Source organism: Streptomyces filipinensis, assembly GCF_014649495.1.
Classification (GTDB): domain Bacteria; phylum Actinomycetota; class Actinomycetes; order Streptomycetales; family Streptomycetaceae; genus Streptomyces; species Streptomyces filipinensis.
In genome coordinates this window covers 91255-111307 of the sequence record NZ_BMTD01000020.1, presented here as the reverse complement: position 1 = coordinate 111307, position 20053 = coordinate 91255, and the positions used below count along the sequence as shown (strand labels likewise).

At 73.8% G+C, this 20053-nt stretch carries 20 protein-coding genes and 2 pseudogenes; 7 read left to right on the top strand and 15 right to left on the bottom strand.

Features of this window, described 5'->3' with window-relative positions; all coding sequences use genetic code 11:
* Window positions 1–2: 2 nt before the first annotated feature.
* The gene (locus IE244_RS33805; RefSeq protein ID WP_191877390.1) at window positions 3–521 is read right to left on the bottom strand and encodes a carboxymuconolactone decarboxylase family protein; all 519 of its coding nucleotides are present in this window, start codon (window positions 519–521) and stop codon (window positions 3–5) included.
* Window positions 522–567: 46 nt separating this feature from the next.
* Between IE244_RS33805 and pdxR the strand changes: the two genes are divergently transcribed.
* Window positions 568–1989: a MocR-like pyridoxine biosynthesis transcription factor PdxR gene (pdxR, locus tag IE244_RS33800; RefSeq protein ID WP_191877389.1), complete on the top strand. Its 1422-nt coding sequence runs from the start codon at window positions 568–570 to the stop codon at window positions 1987–1989.
* A 223-nt stretch (window positions 1990–2212) separates the two neighbouring features.
* Here the strand turns inward: pdxR and IE244_RS43425 are convergent.
* From IE244_RS43425 to IE244_RS33790, 3 genes and pseudogenes are all read right to left on the bottom strand, one after another.
* Window positions 2213–2315 (bottom strand): annotated as a pseudogene (locus tag IE244_RS43425) (SAM-dependent methyltransferase); the annotation flags it as partial.
* Window positions 2316–2494: 179 nt separating this feature from the next.
* Entirely contained in the window at window positions 2495–2749 is a 255-nt protein-coding gene (locus IE244_RS33795) for a DUF397 domain-containing protein (protein WP_031166225.1), read from the bottom strand.
* Window positions 2750–3610 (bottom strand): Sco1979 family transcriptional regulator, encoded by an 861-nt coding sequence (locus IE244_RS33790; RefSeq protein ID WP_191877388.1) that lies wholly within the window; start codon window positions 3608–3610, stop codon window positions 2750–2752.
* A 200-nt stretch (window positions 3611–3810) separates the two neighbouring features.
* Here IE244_RS33790 and IE244_RS33785 point away from each other — a divergent pair.
* From IE244_RS33785 to IE244_RS33775, 3 genes and pseudogenes are all read left to right on the top strand, one after another.
* Window positions 3811–4431 (top strand): annotated as a pseudogene (locus IE244_RS33785) (ATP-binding protein); the annotation flags it as partial.
* A gap of 347 nt (window positions 4432–4778) precedes the next feature.
* On the top strand, window positions 4779–5153 hold the full coding sequence (locus IE244_RS33780; protein ID WP_191877432.1) for a hypothetical protein: 375 nt from the start codon (window positions 4779–4781) through the stop codon (window positions 5151–5153).
* Window positions 5154–5496: 343 nt separating this feature from the next.
* Complete coding sequence (locus tag IE244_RS33775) at window positions 5497–7422, top strand: ABC transporter ATP-binding protein (RefSeq protein WP_191877431.1); 1926 nt, start codon at window positions 5497–5499, stop codon at window positions 7420–7422.
* A 6-nt stretch (window positions 7423–7428) separates the two neighbouring features.
* Here IE244_RS33775 and IE244_RS33770 read toward each other — a convergent pair whose 3' ends face one another.
* The 7 genes from IE244_RS33770 to IE244_RS33740 all read right to left on the bottom strand — a co-directional run bounded on the left by IE244_RS33770 (window position 7429) and on the right by IE244_RS33740 (window position 15140).
* Window positions 7429–7605 carry a DUF8839 family protein gene (locus IE244_RS33770; protein WP_167349458.1) on the bottom strand — a complete coding sequence of 59 codons (177 nt, stop codon included), beginning with the start codon at window positions 7603–7605 and terminating at the stop codon, window positions 7429–7431.
* Between the two features lie 152 nt (window positions 7606–7757).
* The gene (locus tag IE244_RS33765) at window positions 7758–8402 is read right to left on the bottom strand and encodes a DUF899 domain-containing protein (RefSeq protein ID WP_191877387.1); all 645 of its coding nucleotides are present in this window, start codon (window positions 8400–8402) and stop codon (window positions 7758–7760) included.
* A 100-nt stretch (window positions 8403–8502) separates the two neighbouring features.
* Window positions 8503–9669 (bottom strand): cytochrome P450 family protein, encoded by a 1167-nt coding sequence (locus tag IE244_RS33760; protein WP_191877386.1) that lies wholly within the window; start codon window positions 9667–9669, stop codon window positions 8503–8505.
* A 20-nt stretch (window positions 9670–9689) separates the two neighbouring features.
* Window positions 9690–11042, bottom strand: a complete 1353-nt coding sequence (locus IE244_RS33755; protein WP_191877385.1) for an amidohydrolase — start codon at window positions 11040–11042, stop codon at window positions 9690–9692.
* A gap of 168 nt (window positions 11043–11210) precedes the next feature.
* Entirely contained in the window at window positions 11211–12197 is a 987-nt protein-coding gene (locus IE244_RS33750) for an SMP-30/gluconolactonase/LRE family protein (protein ID WP_191877384.1), read from the bottom strand.
* 130 nt (window positions 12198–12327) lie between these two features.
* Window positions 12328–14175 (bottom strand): FUSC family protein, encoded by a 1848-nt coding sequence (locus tag IE244_RS33745; RefSeq protein WP_191877383.1) that lies wholly within the window; start codon window positions 14173–14175, stop codon window positions 12328–12330.
* Window positions 14176–14375: 200 nt separating this feature from the next.
* Window positions 14376–15140, bottom strand: coding sequence for a nucleotidyltransferase domain-containing protein (locus IE244_RS33740; protein WP_191877382.1), 765 nt, complete (start codon window positions 15138–15140; stop codon window positions 14376–14378).
* Between the two features lie 190 nt (window positions 15141–15330).
* On the opposite strand from IE244_RS33740, the gene IE244_RS33735 reads away from it, so the two are divergent.
* Together IE244_RS33735 and IE244_RS33730 are read left to right on the top strand one after the other, a co-directional pair.
* Window positions 15331–15747: a RidA family protein gene (locus tag IE244_RS33735; protein ID WP_191877381.1), complete on the top strand. Its 417-nt coding sequence runs from the start codon at window positions 15331–15333 to the stop codon at window positions 15745–15747.
* Window positions 15747–16199 (top strand): GNAT family N-acetyltransferase, encoded by a 453-nt coding sequence (locus tag IE244_RS33730; protein ID WP_191877380.1) that lies wholly within the window; start codon window positions 15747–15749, stop codon window positions 16197–16199. The genes IE244_RS33735 and IE244_RS33730 overlap by 1 nt, the downstream gene beginning before the upstream one ends.
* Before the next feature lie 212 nt (window positions 16200–16411).
* On the opposite strand, the gene IE244_RS33725 is transcribed toward IE244_RS33730, so the two are convergent.
* Both IE244_RS33725 and IE244_RS43270 read right to left on the bottom strand, forming a co-directional pair.
* A complete protein-coding gene (locus IE244_RS33725) occupies window positions 16412–17107 on the bottom strand; it encodes a uracil-DNA glycosylase (RefSeq protein ID WP_191877379.1) in 696 nt (231 codons plus the stop codon).
* Between the two features lie 445 nt (window positions 17108–17552).
* On the bottom strand, window positions 17553–17687 hold the full coding sequence (locus tag IE244_RS43270; protein ID WP_373305805.1) for a hypothetical protein: 135 nt from the start codon (window positions 17685–17687) through the stop codon (window positions 17553–17555).
* Between IE244_RS43270 and IE244_RS33720 the strand changes: the two genes are divergently transcribed.
* Window positions 17653–18384, top strand: a complete 732-nt coding sequence (locus IE244_RS33720; RefSeq protein ID WP_373305804.1) for an RNA-binding S4 domain-containing protein — start codon at window positions 17653–17655, stop codon at window positions 18382–18384. The genes IE244_RS43270 and IE244_RS33720 overlap by 35 nt on opposite strands.
* Before the next feature lie 266 nt (window positions 18385–18650).
* Here the strand turns inward: IE244_RS33720 and IE244_RS33715 are convergent, their stop codons facing one another.
* Both IE244_RS33715 and IE244_RS33710 read right to left on the bottom strand, forming a co-directional pair.
* Window positions 18651–19100 (bottom strand): DoxX family protein, encoded by a 450-nt coding sequence (locus IE244_RS33715; protein WP_191877377.1) that lies wholly within the window; start codon window positions 19098–19100, stop codon window positions 18651–18653.
* Window positions 19101–19213: 113 nt separating this feature from the next.
* Window positions 19214–19909, bottom strand: coding sequence for a class I SAM-dependent methyltransferase (locus tag IE244_RS33710; RefSeq protein WP_229854537.1), 696 nt, complete (start codon window positions 19907–19909; stop codon window positions 19214–19216).
* Window positions 19910–20053: the final 144 nt, after the last annotated feature.

Here is a 20053-nt window from a genome sequence, read left to right as displayed (position 1 = left end):
GGTCAGCCCTTCCTCTCGTCCGTGCCCGCCACCTTGCCCGTCGACAGGGCCACCCGGTTCCACGTGTTGATCGCGCAGATCAGCGCGATGACGTGGGCCAGCTCCTCCTGCTCGAAGCGGGCGGCCGCCTCGGCGTAGACGCTGTCGGGGACGCCCCCGTCGGCGACCAGGGTCAGCGCCTCCGTGAGCGCCAGGGCGGCCTGCTCCTTCGGGGTGAAGAAGTGCCGGGCCTCGCGCCAGACGGCGACCATGTGCAGCCGGTCCTCGCTCTCGCCGGCCTTGCGGGCGTCGCTGGTGTGCATGTGCAGGCAGTAGGCGCAGTGGTTGAGGTGCGAGGCACGGATCTGGATGAGTTCGACCAGCGCCGGGTCGAGGCCCGCGCGGGCGGCGGCGTCGAAGCCGATGAGGGTCCGGAAGACCTTCGGCGCGGACCGGGCGAAGTCCAGTCGGGTGCGGCCGGCCTCGGCCTCGGCGATCGCGGGTGTGAAGTCGGCTGCGGTGGCTGTCGTGTTCGTCGTCATGGCTTCAACCTACGGGCCTGAAAGACCGGCTGTAGGGTGCATTCCCATGACAGAATCGTGGGTCAATTCCGCGGAGCGGATCGGCGCCGACCTGCATCTGGAGCTGTCGGGTCCGGGCGGGCGCCGGGCGGCGCTGACCCGGGCGCTGCGGGAAGCGGTGCGCAGCGGTCGGCTGGCGCCGGGCACCCGGCTGCCGCCGTACCGGTCGCTCGCCGCCGATCTGGGCGTGGCCCGCAACACGGTGGCCGACGCCTACGCGGAGCTGGTCGCAGAGGGCTGGCTGACCGCCCGCCAGGGCTCGGGTACCCAGGTGGCCGACCGGGCGGAACCGCTGCCCCGCGCCGAGCGGACGCCCGTGAAGGCACCTCCCCGCGCGCATGGCCCCCGGCACGATCTGCGGCAGGGCACGCCGGACGCCTCGGCGTTCCCGCGAGCCGCCTGGTCGGCCTGCTACCGGCGGGCGCTGGGGGCGGCGCCGAACGAGGCGTTCGGGCCGGGGGACCCCGCCGGGCGCCGGGAGCTGAGGGAGGCGCTGACCGGCTACCTGGCACGCGCGCGGGGGGTGCGGACCGAGCCGGACCGGATCGTCGTCTGCTCGGGTTTCGCGCACGCGCTGCGGCTGCTGTTCGGCCAGGGCGCGGGCGGGGTGCTGCGCGGTCCGCTCGGCGTGGAGGCGTACGGGCTGGAGTTCCACCGGGGGCTGCTCGCCACGGCCGGGGTGCGGACGGTGCCGCTCCCGCTGGACGAGGACGGCGCACGCGTGGACCTGCTGGAGCGGGAGCGGGCCGTGCTGCTCACTCCGGCGCACCAGTTCCCGACCGGCGGCCCCCTGCACCCGGAGCGCCGGGCGGGGGTGATCGACTGGGCACGCGCGCGTGGGGCGGTCGTCCTGGAGGACGACTACGACGGCGAGTTCCGGTACGACCGCAGGCCCGTCGGCGCGCTCCAGGGGCTCGATCCGGAGCGGGTGATCCACCTCGGGTCGGTCAGCAAGAGCCTGTCGCCGGCCCTGCGGCTGGGCTGGATGGTCCTGCCGGAGCGGTACGTGGAGCCGGTGCTCGCGGCCAAGGGCGAGCGGGAGGCCTGGGCGAGCGTCCTGGACCAGCTGGCGCTGGCGGAGTTCATCGTCTCCGGGGCGTACGACCGTCATGTGCGGCGTATGCGGCAGTGCTACCGGCGCCGCCGTGACCGGCTCGTCGCCGCGCTCGCCGTGCACGCTCCGCAGGTCGCCGTGACGGGCATCGCGGCCGGGCTGCACGCGGTGCTGCGGCTGCCGCCGGGCACCGAGCGGTCCACGCTGAAGGCCGCCGCGTGGCAGGGCGTCGCCCTGGACGGACTCGCCGCCTTCCGGCACCCGGAGGCCGAGGCGACGGCGGGTGACGGGCTGGTGGTGGGGTACGCGGCCGCCGCCGAGCACGCCTACGGCGCGGCGTTGGAGGCGCTGTGCGGGGTGCTGCCTCCCGGGTGAGGAGTTGGTTCGGAGATCAGGGTCGGCGGCGGTGACGTAAACCTTCGCGGGCCGGAGGCCGACGCTCGGCCGGCTTCCGGCAGGACCGGCCGGCCGGAACGGATCCGGCCCACCGGGGGGTAGCGATGACTTGCGACGGAAGGATCCGCTGCCTGCGCACCCGAACCACGGCCACCGTACGCCCCGTGCGGGCGTCGGCGCAGCCGGATTTGCGGCGCCCGGCCTACCGCTTCCGCTCCACCGCCCCGTACCCGGGAATCACCCCGTCGTCCTGGCCCGGGACCGGTTCGCCCAGGCCCCGGACGCCACTTGTGCACGATCTCGACCAGGGCGACGAGGGACAGCGCGACCGGCCGGCCGAGGTCCTGGGGTCGGTCCCGACGGTGGTCGGGTCCTGCCCCGTCCTGCGGCACTCCATGGACGTCTGGCCGGGCGTGTGGTGCGGTGGGTGTTCAACTCGGCACCAGAGCAAGGAAGTTCATGAACAAGCATCACACGAGCTGGATCAGGACAGCAGGAAGTCGGCCGCCCCCGCCTTGGCGCCCTCGATGAACGCGGTCATCTCGTCCGCGGTGTAGATGAGCGCCGGGCCGTCCGGGTCGGTGGACTGGCGTACGGCGATCCGGCCGTCGGCCAGCTTCATCGCCTCCAGGCAGTTCCCGCCGTTGCCCCCGCTCCAGGGCTTGTGCCAGCCCTCGCTGCCCAGCTCCCGCGCGGGCATGCCGTTGTAGACGCGTCCGCGCGGCTCGATGCGATCCATTCACAGCTCCTTGCGGAGATCCTGGAGGATCTCCTTCGTGCGTTGTGCCGTGGCGGCCTGCGCCGCCATGCGGTCCATGACCTCCAGATGGGTCGCCACCTCGGCGCGCGCGTCCAGATAGACGGCGCCGGTCAGGTACTCGCTGTAGACCATGTCCGGCAACTCCGGCATGGCGAACCGGAACAGCACGAAGGGCCCGTACGTCCCCGGGTGGGGTCCGCTCACGAACGGGGCGACCTGGAGCGTCACATGGGGCAGCTTCGTGGCCTCGAGCAACTTGTCGATCTGCGCGCGCATCACCTCCGGACCGCCGGCCTGGCGGCGCAGGGCGGTCTCGTCCATCACCGCCCAGAAACGCGGGGCGTCGGTACGGGTGAGCAGTTGCTGGCGCCGCATGCGCAGGGCGACGTGCCGCTCGATGTCGTCCGGGCTCGTCTGGCCGATGGCCCCGGACCTGAGCACGGCGCGCGCGTAGTCCTCGGTCTGCAGCAGGCCGGGCACGAAGTGCGGTTCGTAGGAGCGGATGAGGCTCGCCGCGCCCTCCAGGCTGACGTACATCGAGAACCAGTCGGGCAGGATGTCGCGGAAGCGCTGCCACCAGCCGGGCCTGTTGGCCTCCTCGGCGACCTGGACGAAGAGTTCGGCCTCGTCGTCGCAGACGCCGTAGGCCTTGAGCAGGAGTTGCAGGTACGGGATCTTGAGGGCGACCTCGGCCATCTCCATACGGCGGACGGTGGCGGGCGCGACGCGCAGGACGCGGGCGGCGTCCTCGCGTTTCAGTCCGGCGCGTTCCCGCAGGTCCAGCAGGCGTCGGCCGAGGACCACCTGACCCACCGTCGGCGCGGACCGCGGTTCGCTCACGCCCCCACCTCCATCGAAAGCTCCACCGGCCGTTGCGCCGAAATGTTTCCCGACAGCCCTACGGCGCCATTCGAAGATGCATTCGAAGACCGGGTGGGTCTCCGATGCCCCCAATTGGCGCCGCGCGACGTGCTGTTGCGAGCAGTGTGCCACGGCCTCCGACCGAGTCACACAGCACTCTGCAATTTTCAGAGTGACACTTGCCAAGTGTTCACGGCGGGGAGATAGTGGCAAGCGTGATTCCGTCCGCGCCCTTAGGAACAGACGCCGCAGACCGTCCCGGTCTCGGTGCCGCCACGGCAGCCTCTCCCTGGGGCACGGCCGAGCGCCGGTTCCGCTTCGAGCTGGCCGCACACCCGGGTTCCGTCGCCCGGGCGAGGCGTCTGGCACATGCCCGGCTGACCCGCTGGTCGATGTGCGCGGACATCTGCGACAGCGCGGCTCTGGTCATATCCGAACTGGTCACGAACGCGATCATGCACACGGCGAGCAGTCGCGTCCTGTGCGAGCTGCATGAACACGCCGACACCGTACGCATAGCCGTACGCGACGAGGGCTGCGCCCCAGGCGAACCCCACCCGTCCCCACAGCGGCCCGACGAGGAGCACGGGAGGGGGTTGCTTCTCGTCGACGCGCTGTGCCGGGCCTGGGGCGCGCAGGAACACGGGCCCGGACTTCTGGTCTGGGCCGAACTGCCCCGCCGGGCCGACGCGGCCGACGGCGCCGCCGATCCGTGCAACGACCTGGGCTGGGGTGCCCGCCCCAAGCCGGGCCGCCCGGACGACTCCGGCGAGGACGACACCCCGGAGGGCCGGCGCCGCACCTGCGGGCACCCCCCGCACCGGGCGACGGGGCAACAGCACCACGGGATCCCGGAGCAGCAGCACCGCGACGCGCCTCCGGAGCAGCACCGTCACGGGATCCCGGACCCGCACCGTCACGCGACCCCGGAGCAGCACCACCACGCGGTCCCGGAGCCCCGCCGCCACCGGCCCCTGGACCGGCCCCCCCAGCAGCCCGCGCACCGGGCCCCCGAGCAGCACCGCACCGGGGAGCGCCCGTGACCGGCGGTCCCGAAGGCGGTCACCGGCATGCCGTCGGCCCGGCCCGGCACCGCGCCACCGCCCCCACGGGGCACACCAGCACCCCGGGCCTCGGTCTCGACACCCTGGTGCGGCTGCAGCGTCGGCGGTCCACGCCGGAGGCGCCGCATCGGCTGACGGTGCCGGAGGACATGACCGCACCGCTCGGCTGCGACGCCGTGGCCGTGCCCGACCGGCTCGGCCCGCTCGTCGTCCCCCGGCTGCCGCGGCTGGGCTGTGTGTACGCCGACGGCGCCCGCTGGTGGTGGATCGTGCCGTCGGACTCCGACTACGCCCTGCCCTGGCCGTCCCCGGCCCACTACGCACCCGGCGCCCTGGTCGCCGGCGCCGCCCGGCTCATCCACCGGCCGGAGGGCACGGTCCCGTACACCCCGCCGATCCCGCTGTACCTGGCCCTGTGCCGGGTGACGGGGACGGCCCCGGACTGGTCCCGGGCGTAGCCGCCGCGCCGGCTGCGGCCGTGCCGCCCACCGGGGTTCCGCTTCATGGGCGACCACGGGTTCGGAGGCAGCCGCGGATGCGGGGGCGACCGCGGGTTCATGGGCAGCCGCTGCCTGTCCGTCGCCGCTCGCGCCGCTCCTCGCGCCCCCTTGACCGGCCCTCGGCCGGCTGACCGCTCCCTCCAGTCTCCTCCGGAAGCCCCGCGCTCCCCCATCACTCCGCCCGCGCTCCACCGCACCACCCCCTCACGCCCCCAGGCGCCCTGCCCCCCGCCGGTCCGCCCGGGGATAGTGGCCGTTCGGTGACGCACCGGGGAGGTCGGTCGTGAGGAAGCGGCACGGGATGCCCGAGCCCGCGGTGTCGGAGTCGGAGCGGCTCCTGTTCGGGGGGCCGCTGCGCTACGACGTGGGCTGGAGCGAGCACGAGGACGTCATCCTGAAGCTCGGCTTCCGGACGATGCTGGGCCGGCTGCCCGGCATGCTGGCGTCCGGCCTGCGGCTGGCCCTGCAGGCCGACGCCCGGGCCGCCTGGATCGTCCTGGCCGCCGAGGCGGTCCGCGGTGGCACCCAGGCGGTGAGCCTGCTGGCCGTGAACAGCGCGCTCGGCAGGCTGCTGACCGGCCCGGGCATCGAGCAGCGACTGCGCTCGGCCGCCCCCGCCCTGATCGCCATGGCCGCCGTGTCCGTCGTGGCGGTATTGCTGCGCGCGGCCTCCACCTACGCCACCGGACGCCTGGAGCCCAAGGTGGAGCGGGTGGCGACCGAGCTGTACCTGGAGCGGGCGGCGAACGTGGAGCTCTCCGCGATCGAGGACCACGCCTTCCACAAACTGCTGGACACCGCCCAGTACGGCGCCGAGTCCGCGCGCCGCATGATCTCCTACGGCACCCGGGTGACGGGCGCGCTGATCTCGCTGATCGCGGCCGCGGGCGTGCTCGCGGTACTGCACCCGCTCCTGCTGCCGCTGCTGGTCACCATGACCCTGCCCAGCGCCTGGGGTGCGCTCACCAACGCGCGGCGCCGCTACGAGTCCTTCCACGTCTGGGTCCAGCACGCCCGCGCCAGCCGGCTGATCAGCCATCTGCTCACCGAGCCCGCCGCCGCCCCCGAGATCCGGGTGCACGGCGTGGGCCCGTTCCTGCTGCGCCATTTCCGGTCCATGTCGGAGACGGCGGAGGCGGAGCAGACCCGGCTGTCCCGGCTCGCCGCCCGTACCGGTCTGATCGCGGCGACCTGGACGGGCCTCGCCACGCTCGCCACCTACGCCACGCTGGGTGCGCTGCTGCTGGCCGGCGCCATGGCCCTGTCGGTGGCCGGTACGGCGCTGATCGCGATCCGTACGGGGGCGGCGAGCCTGGACACGCTGGTGCTGGAGATCAACCAGCTGCACGAGGAGGCCCTCTTCGTGGGGGATCTGCAACGGCTCTACGTGGAGGCGGCCGAGCGGGCCATCCCGGCGGGCGGTGAGGCCCTGCCGGAGGACCCGAAGGAGATCCGCTTCGAGAACGTCACCTTCCGCTATCCGGGCGACTCGGCCCGGCCCGCTCTGGACGACGTCACCCTGGCGCTGCCGCTCGGCCGGATCATCGCACTCGTCGGCGAGAACGGCTCGGGGAAGACGACCCTGGTCAAACTGCTCGCCGGGCTGTACACCCCGGACCGGGGCCGGATCCTGTGGGACGGCGTCGACACGGCGCGGGCCGACCGGCGGCTGCTCGCCGAGCGCATCGCGATGGTGGCGCAGGACTTCAAACGCTGGCCGTTCACCGCGCGGGTGAACGTGGCCGTCGGCCGCTCCTGCACGCCCATGACCGAGGAGGGCCTGGCCTCGGCGGTCGCCGAGGCGGGTGCCGAGGAGATGGTGGGGGATCTGCCGCGCGGTCTGGACACCCTGCTGGCCCGTGACTTCAGCGGCGGACACGAACTGTCCGGCGGTCAGTGGCAGCGGCTCGGCATCGCACGGGCGGCGTACCGGCGCGGGCGGGTCTTGATCGTGGACGAGCCGACGGCCGCGCTGGACGCGCGGGCCGAGCTGGAGGTGTTCGAGAAGATCCGGGCACTGGCGGGCAGCGGGCAGACGGTCGTGCTGATCACCCACCGGCTGGCCTCGGTCCGGCACGCCGACCTGGTGCATGTGCTGGAGCACGGGCGGCTGGTGGAGTCCGGGACCCCGGACGAGCTGCTGGCCAGGGGTGGCGTCTACGCCGAGCTGTACGCGCTGCAGGCGCAGCAGTTCACGACGCGGGTACCGGCACCGAAGCCGGCCTGAGCAGCCTCACTCCGTGTGGTCACCGCCCCGTACGATCACCAGGAACGCGTCCGTCGCGAGGTCCATGACGACTTCCGCCGGCAGGCCTTCCAGACGCCGCGCGTGCGCGAACTCCTCCGCGGGCCAGGATCCCCGCGGACCGCCGGCGGGAAAGCGTTCGAGCACGGTTCGCCCGTTCACCATCTCGCACCTCCAGTAGCGTCGTGCTTCTGGGAGTTAACGCCTTGGAGACCGCGATCGCCTCACTCAGTGACCGGACTGAGACATTCCCTACACCCGTCCTGCGCGGGCCGTGAGGATTCGTTCACTTTGTGACACGAACAGAACCGTCTGTGTCAGTAGTCGTACTCGTCGTGAAGGCGGAGCCGGTCGCTGCCGGCGGGATGGCGGCCGAGCGCGGTGAGGTCGAGCAGACCGGCGAGGGTGCCGAGTCCGTCCAGCCCGTCGTCGTACCCCGAGTACGTGTGGAACACCCGGTCGTGGTCGCGCAGGAAGCAGCTGACACCGGGGCGGTCGCGCAGGCCTTCGTCCGACGCCACGGTGGCCTCGAAGTCGAGGTTGAAGTCGCCGTGCGCCGAGGAGTACCAGGGCACCGCCCAGCCCATGCGCGCCTTGAACGGCAGGATCCGGGTGAACGGCGCCCTGGAGACGACCGCGAACGAGGTGTTCCGGGCGCGCAGGTGGGCGAGGTGGCCGAGCTGGTCCAGGAAGGCCGAGCAGCACGGGCAGCCGGTCTGGGACTCCGGCGCGAACATGAAGTGGTGGACGACGAGCTGCGCCCGGCCCTCGAAGAGGTCCAGGAGGGTCGCCTTGCCGTCGCCGCCCTCGAAGACGTACTCCGTGGCCACCTCGACCATGGGCAGCCGCCGCCGCTCCGCCCCGAGGACCTCCCGCGCCCGTCTGACCGCCTCCTCCTTGCGCAGCAACTCCTCGCGCGCCGTGCGCCACTGCTCGCGCGAGACGATCTCCGGAAGCGTCATGGGCCCTCCTGTCCGACGGTCGGTTCGGAGTGGTGACCGCCGCCGGGAGCGGAACTCATCGCCGCGCACGGAGATTTCCGCCGCGATTTTCCGCCGGGATCTAGTACGTCACGGGAAGGGCCCGAAGCCCCCGGGCGCGCATCGACCGCCGCCAGGTCACCTCCCCGTCCGCGAGGGCGAGTTCCGGGAGCCGCTCCAGCAGGGCCGCCAGGGCGATCTCCGTCTCCGCGCGGGCCAGCGGCGCGCCGAGGCAGTAGTGGATGCCGTGGCCGAGGGCGAGTTGCCCGGTGGCGTCGCGGGAGAGGTCGAGGCGGTCGGGGTCGGGGAAGCGGTCGGGGTCGCGGTCCGCGGCGGACAGGGACACCCAGACCGTCTCGCCCGCCGGGATGGTCACCCCGGCGATCGTCACGTCCTCGACCGGGAACCGGCGCATGGCGAGCAGCATGGGTCCCTCGTAGCGGGCGAACTCCTCGACGGCGGCGGGGAGCCGGGCCGGGTCCTCGCGCAGGGCGGCGAGCTGGTCCGGATGCCGCAGCAGGGCCAGCACGGCGTTGCCGATGAGCTGGACCGTGTTCTCGTACCCGGCGAAGAGGATGAGGAAGGCCAGGGACATCAGCTCGTCCTCGCCGAGCCGGTCGCCCTCGTCGCGTACGGCGATCAGGTCGGAGAGCAGGTCGTCGGCGGGCGCCCGGCGCTTGGCAGCGAGGAGCCGGGTGAGGAAGTCGAGCATGGCCGCCATCGCCTCCTTGGTGGCATGGGGCCGGGCCGGGTCGGGAGCCGTGAGGCTGTCGGTCCACTGCCGGAAGTCCAGCCGGTCCCCCTCCGGGATGCCGAGCAGGTCGCAGATGACGGTGATGGGCAGCGGGGCGGCGTAGGAGGCGACCAGGTCCGTGCTGCCGTGCGGGCCGAGCGCGTCGAGGAGCTGGTCGGCGGTGCGCCGGATCGGCTCGCGCAGTCGCTGGACGCGGCGCGGGGTGAAGGCGCGGCCGACCAGGCGCCGGATGCGGGTGTGGTCGGGCGGGTCCATGTTGAGGAGGTTGGCGTCGAGCGCGGGCGGCAGCGAGAGGCCCTTGTACGCGCCGGCGGTGCCGCGCCGCTTGTCCAGCGACAGCCGGGGGTCGGCCAGGGCGGCACGGACGTCCTCGTACCGGGTGACGAGCCAGGCGGCGGTGCCGTCCGGTCCGGTGATGCGGTGCACGGGCGCGGTGTCGCGCAGGTGGCGGTACACGTCGTAGGGCTGGTCGACAAGGCCGTCCGCGAGATCCATGACGGGCAGCCTACGCGGGATCAGGTGTCGTACTCCTGGATGCGCCGCCCGTGCCCCCGGTCGGTCAGCGCGGGCAGGCGGCGCGTCAACTCGCCGGTGACGGCGGGCAGATCGAGGGTGAGGAGTTCCCGGTCGCGCATCAGGACCCGGCCGTCGACGACGGTCGTACGGACGTCGGACGAGCGCGCGCTGTGCACGAGGGTCGCGGCGAGGTCGTGGACGGGCTGGGTGTGCGGACCGGTGAGGTCCACCAGGATGATGTCGGCGCGCCGCCCCGGCGCGAGGGTGCCCACGCTGTCGCCGAGGCCGACCGCGCGGGCGCTCTGCAGGGTGGCGTGGTGGAGGGCTTGACGGGACGTCAGCCAGCGCGGATCGCCTTCGGCCGACTTCTGGATCAGGGAGGTCAGAGCCATCGACTCCCAGACGTCGAGGGAGTTGTTGGAGGCGGCGCCGTCGGTGGCGAGGCCGACGGGGACGCCGACCGCGCGCAGGGCCCGCACCGGGGTCGTGGTCGGCCAGGCGAACTTGAGGTAACCGCGGGGCGCGGTCGCCACGGCCGTACGGCCGCCCGTGCGGGCCAGCAGGGGCAGGTCGCGCTCGGTGATCCCGGTGCCGTGCGCGATGAGCAGGTCGGTGTCGAGGAGTCCGGCGCGCTCCAGGGTCTCGATGGGGGTGCGTCCGTGCCGGGCGAGGCTGGTCTCGGTCTGCTCGCGGTTCTCGGCGGCGTGGATGTGTACGGGCAGGCCGTGTGCGCGGGCCAGGCCGGCGGTGGCGGCGAGGTCGGCGTCGGTGACCGTGTAGGGGGCGTGCGGGGCGAGGGCGGTGGTGATGCGGCCGCCGGCGCCGCCCCGGTGCCGCAGCGCGAACTCCAGTGATCTCTCCCGGCCCCGGGCGCCCTGCGAGGAGAAGTAGGCCTCCCCGAGGTGCGCCCGGATCCCGCACTCGGCCACGACGGCCGCCACCGCGTCCATGCTGAAGTAGTGGTCGGCGAAACAGGTCACGCCGCCGCGGATCATCTCGGCGCAGGCCAGGCGCGCCCCCAACGCCACGTCCCACTCGGTGAGGTTGGACTCGATCGGCCAGACGACGTCGTTGAACCACTCGTCGGTGGGCAGGTCCTCGGCGACGCCGCGCAGCGCGGCCATCGGCGCGTGGGTGTGACAGTTGACGAGGCCGGGCATGGCGACCTGTCCGCGGGCGTCGATGCGCTCCGCGGCGCCCGTCCGCCGCACGGCGGCCGCGGTCGTCACCGCGTCGATCACCCCGTCCCGTACGACGACCGCGGCGTCCTCCTCGAACCGGATCCGCTCCTCGTCGTCGTGCACCAGGAGGGTGCATCCGGTGATGAGGAGATCGGCGGGGGACTCGGTCATCACGCCACGGTACGACGCGGCCGTCACCTCGCGTGCGCCGAACCACGCATCCGCACACCGCTCCGGCACGGGACGGGTCTGCGAACACCCGGCCGCGCCACCACCGGCGGCAGCGGCAGCGGCGGGGCGGGGCGGGCCCGGGGGATCCGCCCGGGCCCGCCCGGCCTGTCAGAGCCCGGCTTCGCAGCTCAGGCGGGCCAGCAGCAGGTTCGGGTCCTGCCGGGTGAAGTACGCGGCGCTGTCGACGTAGACCGTCCCGTCGTGTACGGCCAGGGAGGTCGGGTTGGACAGCCCGTCGGCGTGCGTGAGGACGGCGTCGTGGGTGCCGTCGGGGTGCACCTCGGCGACCTCGTCGTCGCCGATCAGGGCGGCGAGGACGGTGTCGCCGCGCGGTGTGGCGAAGGTGAAGTCGTCGATGTGGTCCAGCCCGGTGGCGCGGGTCTCGACCGGTCCCGCGGAGCCGTTCGGCCGCACGGGAATGCGCAGCAGCGTCCCCCGGTCGCTGTTGGACACCCACACGGCGCCGCCGTGGATCTTGACGCCGTTGGCGCCGAACCCGGCGCCGGTCACGGGGACCGGGTCGAGGGCGGTGTCCTTGGCCCACACGGTCGGCGTGCCACCGGCCTGCGGAACCCGCCACACGGCACCCTGCACCGAGTCGGCGGCGTAGAGCAGCCCGTGGCGTTCGTCGAGGGCGAGGCCGTTGGGCAGCGCGGTCGCGGGCAGCTGGGCGATCTGCCGGGGCGCGCCGCCGTCGGGGTCGATGCGCCAGATGCCGGTCTTGCCGGTGCCGGTGGCGTAGTCGACGTAGAGCGTGCCGTCGTGGGCGCGGGCGATACCGAAGACGGTGGCGGCCTTCAGGTTGGGGGTGTTGGCGTCGGGCTCGTCGGGCAGGGTCGCGCGGATCGTCGTGTGTCCGTCCGGGGTGACGTGGGCGATCTGCCGGGCGGAGGCGAAGGTCAGGTCGGCCGAGCCGTCGGGTTCGACCGTGATGTTCTCCGGCGACTGCCCTGCCGCCAGGTCGAAGTGGGCGACGATGTGCGGCTGGGACACGGTCGGTTCGCCGGCGACCGCGGGCGACGCCGTGAGCACGACGACGGCGGCGACGGCCGTGGCGGCACCGGTCGCGAGTCTGAGACGGGTGAGTCGGGACATGGACTGGACCTCTCCTCGGGCGGGGAACATGGACCTTTCTCTGGGACGCAGGAACGCCTGTGGAGGTTGACTCGCCCTGAGGCAACAGTGATTGATGCTCCGTCAGACGGCGCGAGCGGCCCGGAAAGCCTCATCCGGCGAGGGGAAGTCCGGGAAGCCGCAGCGCCGTCCGCTCCCGGCCCTCCTCGAACTCGGCCAGCAGCTCCGCGAGTCGGTCCAGGTGCCGGGCCGCGAGACGGCCGGAGTCGTCGAGGTGGACGGCGCAGGCGGTGGTCGTGTCCACGAGCCGTTCCAGGGTGGCGACGATCTCGTCCGCGCCCTCCGCGTGCCGGGCCAGCGGGGGGAGTTCGGCGGCGGCGAGGACGACGGCCGCACGGGCCTCGGCGAGAGCGCGGTAGGCCTCGCGGCGCAGCGTCCAGCGGGTGGCGCGGTCCTGGGACCGGCTCACCACGTGGACGAGGTACGCCTGCGCCGCGTCCCCCGCGGCAGCCACCCGGGCCCGCACTCCCCCGCCCCGCTGCCCCGGCATCGGCAGGTGCCCGACGACGAGCACGATCACGCAGGCCAGCAGGGTCTCCCCGATCCGGCTGACGGAGGCCTGCGGCTCCCCACCGGCCATCAGGAGGCTGAGGACGAGGACGGTCACGACGGCTGTCTGGGCGGCGAAGTGCCGTGTGGCCACGGGGATCAGGGCCCCGCTGACGGCCACGAGCGCGATGAGCCCGTCGGGCCTCGGCAGCACGGCGGCGAACCCGGCGAACACGAGAGCGCCCAGCACGGTCCCCGCCGCCCGGCACAGCACCCGGGACACCAGCGGCCCGAGGTCGGGCTTGACGAGGAAGACGGCGGTGGCCGGCAGCCAGTACCAGTGCTGGTGGTGGCCGTACCAGCGGGTGTGGTGCAGCGCCTGCGCCACGGCGGCGCCGGCGCCGAAGCAGAGGGCGACCCTGAGGCCGTACTCGCGTCCGCCGGCACCGAGGGCGATGCGTACCAGGGTCCCGGCCGTACGCCTGCGGGTGTGCAGGTCGGTCGGCTTGCCGCGGTCGAAGGCCTCGGCGGCGCGCAGCAGGGCGTCGTCGAGGGCACGCAGGGCGGGCGCCGACCGGTGCGGGGCGGGCAGCGGGCCGGTGGCGGTGTTGTCGCGGACGGCGGCGGCGAGCCGCCGGGGCCCTGCGGCGGCCCGCGCCGAGACGGGCTCCCCGGCCCAGAACAGGGCGGTGGCGGCCTCGGCGAGGGGCAGCGCGGCCGCGTACCGTGCGTGCAGCCGGCGCTCGGCGGCGGAAGAGGCGTACCGGCGCAGCCGGGGCCCGGCGAGGGCGTCCTGGGCGTGGTCGAGGGCGGCGGTGAGCGCGGCCCGCCGGGCGGTGGCCTGCTCACCGCCCACGGCCTCGAGCAGGGCGGCGACGGCGTCGTACACCGCGGCGACCGCCGCCCGCTCCCCGTCGAAGCGGAAGTCCCCGGCGAGCGAACCGGGTGTGGGCAGGGCGAGCCGCAGTACGAGCAGCCAGCCGGCCCCGGCGAGAAAGGCGAGGGCCCGCTGCCAGCCGCTCTCGGCCGCCGGCATCCCGGCACCGAGGGCGGCGCCGACGAGCAGCTGCGTGCCCGCGGCGGAGGCTACGGGCCCGATCGCGCTGACACCGCCGGCGAGCAGCCCGAGCCCGGTGAGCGCCAGGGTCAGTGGTACGGCCGCCAGCCCCTGCCCGGCACACGTGCCCACGAGCAGGCCGAGCGCGCCGGCCAGCGCGGGCAGCCCGAGCCGCCTGACGGCGGCCCGGCGGCTGCCGGGCCGGTCGTTGAGGCCGGCGAGCATCGCACCGATGGCGGCGAGCACCCCGACGGGTGTCCGCCCGGCGAGCACACCGGCGAGCAGCAGCGGCCCGGCGGCGAGCACGCCCCGGATCACCGCGCTCCAGGGCACGGGACCGCGCTGGGTGCGCAGGGCGTGGGCGAGCCAGGGGGGTACGGCGGGCCGGGACACGGGGCTCCTTGTGCGTACGAGGGCAAGGGTGGGGGTGCCTTCGGACGACGGTGGCCGGGTGGGCGGTGCTTCCACGGTAGGGCGGGTTTCCCGGGGGACCGGGGCGATCACGTTTCAGGCAGGTGAAAGGTGCCCGGGAAGGCCGGTTTCTTTATGAACGCAATGCCCGGCGCCTTCACGAACGCGCCGCTTCGACGCTTCTACGCACGCGGTGCCCCGACGATCCGCTCGGCTTCGGTGACGGCACGCACCAGCGCGTCGGGTGCGCCGCGCAGCCCGCCCGCCACCGCGTCCATCCGGCGCAGCCCGGCCCGCTCCAGCAGCCGCTTCTCGTTCGTCACCCACTCTCCGCGGGCCGCGAGTACGCCATGGGCGGCCTGGGCGGCGGCCGTGGCGATGGCCCCGGCGGTCTCGGTGAGGCGGCCGTGGGCCGCATGGTGGGCCTTCGCGTACGCGAGGGTGGCGCCGGCGAGACCGTGCCAGCGCTCGGCGGCGCTGACGCGCAGCCTGGCCGGGTAGCCCGCGGGGCGGGGGATGGCGCCCCGGAGCACCTGGTTGACGGCCAGTTCGGCCACGACCAGATAGGTGGGAATGCCGGCGAGATGGAAGAGCAGCGGTTCCACCCGGAACCGTCCCTCCTCCGCCTCCGCCAGTTCGTGCTCCACCACGTCCAGATCCCGGTAGTGCACATCCACCCGGCGCCCGTCGACGGTCAGCCAGGCCCCGCCGTTGAAGACCCCGCCGCCCCAGCCGCCGACCTCGGACACCTCCCCCTCCCAGCCGACGGCCCGCAGGTCGTCCGGGTCGAAGGCGCCGCGGTAGTAGACCGCCAGGTCCCAGTCGCTGTCGGGGCGATGGGTGCCCTGGGCCCGGGAGCCGCCGAGAGCCACGGCCTCGACTGCGGGGAGGGCGGCGAGACGGTCGGCCGTGGCGGTGAGGAACTCCGTGTCGGGAAGGGTGGGCATGGTGGGCGGCCTCCACTGGGTGCGGGGGAAGGGAGCGTAGGGCGCGGCGGGGGTGCGCGGCGACCCGATAAGGCCGGGGTGCGCGGCGACCCGATAAGTGGGGGCGGCGGGCCGGAAATTCGAATGCGCGGAGCCGTACGTGCCACGGATGATCGACATTTGACCATTCCGACTGCCCCAGGGAGCCGCCATGATCCGCCGGGTCAACGCGCCCAGTCTTTTCCCGCCGCCCACCTATGCGCATGCCTCGGTGGTGGAGGCGGGCACCAGGCTCGCCTTCCTGGCGGGAGCCGTGCCGCTCGACGAGAAGGGGGAGATCGTCGGTCCGGACGACCCGGCACGGCAGGCCGAGCAGGTGATCGCCAATCTGCGCGAGCAGCTGGCGGCCGTCGGGAGCGATGTGACGCACGTGGTCGCGACGGACGTGTACGTGGTGAGCGGCGAGCCCTCGGTGCTGTCCGCCGTGTGGGAGGTCGTGGAGTCCTCGGGGCTGAGCACGGGTCCGCACTCGTCCACTCTGCTCGGTGTCGCCTGCCTCGGTTACCCCGGTCAGCTGGTGGAGATCACGGCCACGGCCGTGGTGCCGGATCGGGAAGGGGGCCGGTGATGGCGGAAGTGGTACTGCGCCGGGCCCTGGAGGCGGATGCCCGTGCCGCCGCCGATGTGTGGCTGCGGTCCTTCCGTGCCGCACTGCCCACCGTCGTACGGCCGCACTCCGACGACGGCGTGCGGGAGTTCTTCCGGCATGTCGTGGTGCCGTCGCAGGAGACCTGGGTGGCGGAGGCGGACGGTGAGGGGATCGTCGGACTGATGGTGCTGGACGGGGAGGCGCTGTCCCAGTTGTATCTGGACCCCGACTGGCGGGGGCGCGGCATCGGCGACCGGTTCGTCGCGCTGGCCAAGGAGCGCCGCCCTGGCGGGCTGACCCTGTGGACCTTCCAGGTCAACAAACCCGCCCACCGTTTCTACGAACGCCACGGTTTCACCGCCGTCGAGTTCACCGACGGCACCGGGAACGAGGAACGGGAACCGGACGTGCGGTACGTCTGGCAGCCGTGAGGCTGGGGCTGCGGCATGTCCGGCAGCCGTGAGGGGCCCCTTCCCGCGGCACGTCTGACGACCGTGCGGCCGGCCCCGCGGCACGGCCACCAGCTGTGAGGCCGGACCCTCGGTACGTGGCAGCCTCAGGGGGTTTGTCCGGCACCGATTCCGAGGACGGGGGCGGGTCGATCGCCACCGGCTCCCTAAGGGCCGGTTTCGGTGAGCGCCGACTACGGCAGACCGGCCGCGTCCGCCGCCGTGCGCAGCACCTCGCGCAGCATCCGCGGGGTGAGCCGGCCGGTGAAGGTGTTGCGCTGGCTGACGTGGAAGCAGCCGAAGAGCTCCAGGCCGTCCAGGGGGACCCGGATGCCGTGGGCGAAGGCCGGGCGGGGGCGGGGCACGGTCCAGCCCGCCTCGGTGAACGCGGGCAGTGCGGCCTGCCAGCCGAAGGCGCCGAGGACGACGGCGGCCTTCAGGGCGGGGCGCAGCAGCTTCAGCTCCTGGACCAGCCAGGGGCGGCAGGTGTCCCGCTCGCCGGGGGTCGGCTTGTTCGCGGGCGGTGCGCAGTGCACGGGCGCGGTGACGCGGACGCCATACAGTTCCAGCCCGTCGTCGGCGCTGACGGAGGTGGGCTGCGAGGCGAGTCCCACGTCGTACAGCGCCTGGTAGAGCACGTCTCCGGAGCGGTCCCCGGTGAACATCCGGCCGGTGCGGTTGCCGCCGTGCGCGGCGGGGGCCAGCCCGATGATCGCCAGCCGGGCGTCGGCCGGACCGAACCCGGGTACCGGCCGCCCCCAGTACGTCCAGTCGGCGAACGCGGCCCGTTTCGTCCGGGCCACCTCTTCCCGCCACTCGACCAGCCGCGGGCAGGCCCGGCAGTCCGCGACACGCCGGTCGAGCCGGGCGAGTGCGCTGCTGTCGTCCATACGGCCACCGTATGCCCGGGCCAGGCCGGACCGGCGAAACGCCTCTCCCCCCACTCTCCCTCTCTCCCTCACCACCGCGGCACCCCGCGCCGAGACCGCCCTCGCCGCGCGCGCCCCGGGTCGGCCATGCGCCCAGACAGCCAGACGGCCAGAAGGAGACGGCTCAGCGGCCGAGCGGCCGGCTCCCTCGGGGCGACGGTGCCGTGGGACCGGCACCGGGTCCGCTCCCTCGCCGGCCGGACCGGTCCGGGTCCCCTCGACCGGCGGCTTCCAGCTGCTCTCCGGCCACCCCGCGGCCCCGGAAAATCGCCCCCGGCTCATCCGGCCCGGGAGTTAGGGTCGGGGACATGGCTTCCGAGGATGCGGACGAGAACGTGAGCGGTGGGACCGGCGGGCCGGACGCGACCGGTTCTGCCCAGGACGCCCAGGACACCGGTGCCTCCGCTCACCAGCCTGTCGCTGCCGGCCAGCCCGTCGATCCGAAGATCGCCGCCGCGGTGGCCGCCGCCGAGGCCGCCGGTCCGGGCCGGGGCGAGACGGTACGGATCGACAGCTGGATCTGGGCCGTACGTCTGATCAAGACGCGTTCCCTGGGCGCCACCGCCTGCCGGGGCGGCCACGTCCATGTGAACGGTGAGCGGGTGAAGCCCGCCTACTCCGTGCGCGTCGGCGACGAGGTGCGCCTGCGGCACGAGGGCCGGGAACGGATCGTGATCGTCAAGCGCCTGATCCGCAAGCGGGTCGGCGCCCCCGTCGCCGCGCAGTGTTACATCGACAACTCCCCTCCGCCCCCTCCCCGAGAGGCCCTCGCCCCCGCCGGAATCCGCGACCGCGGCACCGGCCGCCCCACCAAGCGCGACCGCCGCGAGATGGAACGCCTCCGCAGCCTCGGGGGCCCGGGCATCCCGGGCGGCGGCTCCGTTGCCTTCCGCGGCCCCGCAGGCCCCAGCGGCTTCGCTGGGCTCGGCGGCCCCGGTGGATCCGGTGCGTTCGGAGGATCCGGTGGAGCAGGCGGGCGGACTGGATCCGGGACCGGCGGGCGGACTGGATCCGGAGCCGGCGGGCGGACTGGATCCGGAGCCGGCTGGCGGACTGGATCCGGAGCCGGCGGGCCCGGTGGATCCGGAGCCGGCGGGCCCGGTGGATCCGGAGCCGGCGGGCACGGTGGGTCCGGCAGGCGCGGTGGAACCGGCTCGAACGGGTCCGGCGGATCCGGTGGGTCCGGGGCCGGTGGAACCGGTGGGCGCGGGACCGCTGGGCGCCCCCGGGGACGGTGATCCGAGGGCGGCGGCCCTACCCACAGGCAAGCATCCGCCGAGTACAGCGGCCGGGCCCCCGCGCCCGGCCGTTGCGTCGGCCCGCCACGGTGGGGCCCGCCTCCTTCGGCCCCTGCGGCGGTTCAAGCCGACGGGCCAGGACCCTGCACTCGTCCACTCCACTCGTCCACTCCGCTCGTCCGCTCGTCCGCGCGTGCAGTCTTCGGCCCGGCCGGCCTGGCCGCCGAGGCACCGTGGTCTCCGCACGGTGCCAGGAACCACCGGCGTCACCCTCGCCGCACCAGCCGCAGCAGCTCCCCGTTGTGCTCGCGTCGCGCCCAGGCGATCAGGGCGAGCGGCACCATCAGGATCAGCGGGGTCGCCGCGTTCTGGCCGTCGAAGACCGTGAGCTGGACGATGAACGCGCCGACCATGAGCGCGCTGAGCGCGATCGCCGCCACGGACTGCAGGACGGGGATCAACAACGCTACGGCTCCGGCGAGTTCGAGCGCCCCGATGGTGTACATGGCCCCGCTGCCCCAGCCGATCCTGTCGAAGGACTCGACGGCCGAGGGATGCGCGATGAGCTTGGGAAGCGCGCTCGCGACGCCGTAGAACAGCGCGAGCAGCACCTGCACGGACCGCAGCGCGACCCGAGCCGCGCGCCTCCGGCCGCTGACGGAGTCGGCGGGGGTGACCGAAGTGGCGGGCGCGACGCGGGCGGTGGACTCGGACATGAGGGTCTCCTGGGGGAAGCGGTGCCGGTTGCTTTCACAGAGGCAGACCCCACCCGAACCGGAAACTCATCGCTCTCCGGCCGTCCGATGCGACCACGTTCCCGCTGCGCCCGCTACGCCTTCGGCACCGCTCGCACCCAGGTCCCGTCCGGGGTCAGATACGCGTCCACCTCCAGTCCCGCTTCCTCCAGTGCCGACTCGAACTGCTCCTTTGTCAGCGGTCGGGCCAGGAACGTCTGGGTCCAGATCGCGTCCGGGAAGACGTACTCCGCGCGGACCGAGTTCACCCCGTCTCCGGCCGGCTCCGCCGAGGCGATCCTCACGGTGAATCCGCTCGGGTCGACCCGCTCCCTCGGCACATTCGTGTGGTAGTCCTCGCCCTCCCGCTGAATGAGCACGCAGCCGCCCTCCGCCACATGGCCGACGCAGGTGCGCAGCATGCCCAGGCGCACGTCCTCGTCGCCGTTGTGCACGAGGAACGACGCGAGCATCACCACGTCGAACCTCTCCCCGCGCAGGTCCAGGGCCTCGATGGGGCTGCATATCGTGCGCGCCCCGCGGACCCGGCTCAGCATGTCGGCGGACTCGTCCACCGCCGTGACCGTGAAACCCCGCTCTATCAGGGGGTGGGTCATGCGGCCCACCCCGCTGCCCAGCTCCAGGATGTGCGCCCCGGCCGGTACCGCCGCGGCGATGATGTCCGGCTCGTCGCCCACCGGCAGCCGCTCGTACAGCTCCACCGCGCAGCCGTCCGGGGTGATCGCACCGGGTCCCGTGCCCTCGTATCCCTCACGCATCTCGACCGTCATGCCCGAACAACGGCCCGTCCCCGCACGCCCGTTCCCCTGCGCCGACGATTCACCCGTTCGAGTCATTCCGCGTCAGCCGGCGGAGAACGCCGGTCGGCGGAGAACACCAGCCGAGGGAGGACGTCGGCCGAGGCAGGACGTCGC

Excerpts from the sequence above, each read along its gene's own strand:
- IE244_RS33805 (WP_191877390.1), bottom strand. The coding sequence starts at position 521 with ATGACGACGAACACGACAGCCACCGCAGCCGACTTCACACCCGCGATC.
- IE244_RS33795 (WP_031166225.1), bottom strand. The coding sequence starts at position 2,749 with ATGGATCGCATCGAGCCGCGCGGACGCGTCTACAACGGCATGCCCGCG.
- IE244_RS33755 (WP_191877385.1), bottom strand. The coding sequence starts at position 11,042 with ATGACCGAGTCCCCCGCCGATCTCCTCATCACCGGATGCACCCTCCTG.
- IE244_RS33770 (WP_167349458.1), bottom strand. The coding sequence starts at position 7,605 with ATGGTGAACGGGCGAACCGTGCTCGAACGCTTTCCCGCCGGCGGTCCG.
- IE244_RS33760 (WP_191877386.1), bottom strand. The coding sequence starts at position 9,669 with ATGGATCTCGCGGACGGCCTTGTCGACCAGCCCTACGACGTGTACCGC.
- IE244_RS33715 (WP_191877377.1), bottom strand. The coding sequence starts at position 19,100 with ATGTCCGAGTCCACCGCCCGCGTCGCGCCCGCCACTTCGGTCACCCCC.
- IE244_RS33740 (WP_191877382.1), bottom strand. The coding sequence starts at position 15,140 with ATGCCCACCCTTCCCGACACGGAGTTCCTCACCGCCACGGCCGACCGT.
- IE244_RS33775 (WP_191877431.1), top strand. The coding sequence starts at position 5,497 with ATGCCCGAGCCCGCGGTGTCGGAGTCGGAGCGGCTCCTGTTCGGGGGG.
- IE244_RS33765 (WP_191877387.1), bottom strand. The coding sequence starts at position 8,402 with ATGACGCTTCCGGAGATCGTCTCGCGCGAGCAGTGGCGCACGGCGCGC.
- IE244_RS33750 (WP_191877384.1), bottom strand. The coding sequence starts at position 12,197 with ATGTCCCGACTCACCCGTCTCAGACTCGCGACCGGTGCCGCCACGGCC.
- IE244_RS33735 (WP_191877381.1), top strand. The coding sequence starts at position 15,331 with ATGATCCGCCGGGTCAACGCGCCCAGTCTTTTCCCGCCGCCCACCTAT.
- IE244_RS33730 (WP_191877380.1), top strand. The coding sequence starts at position 15,747 with ATGGCGGAAGTGGTACTGCGCCGGGCCCTGGAGGCGGATGCCCGTGCC.
- IE244_RS33710 (WP_229854537.1), bottom strand. The coding sequence starts at position 19,909 with ATGACGGTCGAGATGCGTGAGGGATACGAGGGCACGGGACCCGGTGCG.
- pdxR (WP_191877389.1), top strand. The coding sequence starts at position 568 with ATGACAGAATCGTGGGTCAATTCCGCGGAGCGGATCGGCGCCGACCTG.
- IE244_RS33725 (WP_191877379.1), bottom strand. The coding sequence starts at position 17,107 with ATGGACGACAGCAGCGCACTCGCCCGGCTCGACCGGCGTGTCGCGGAC.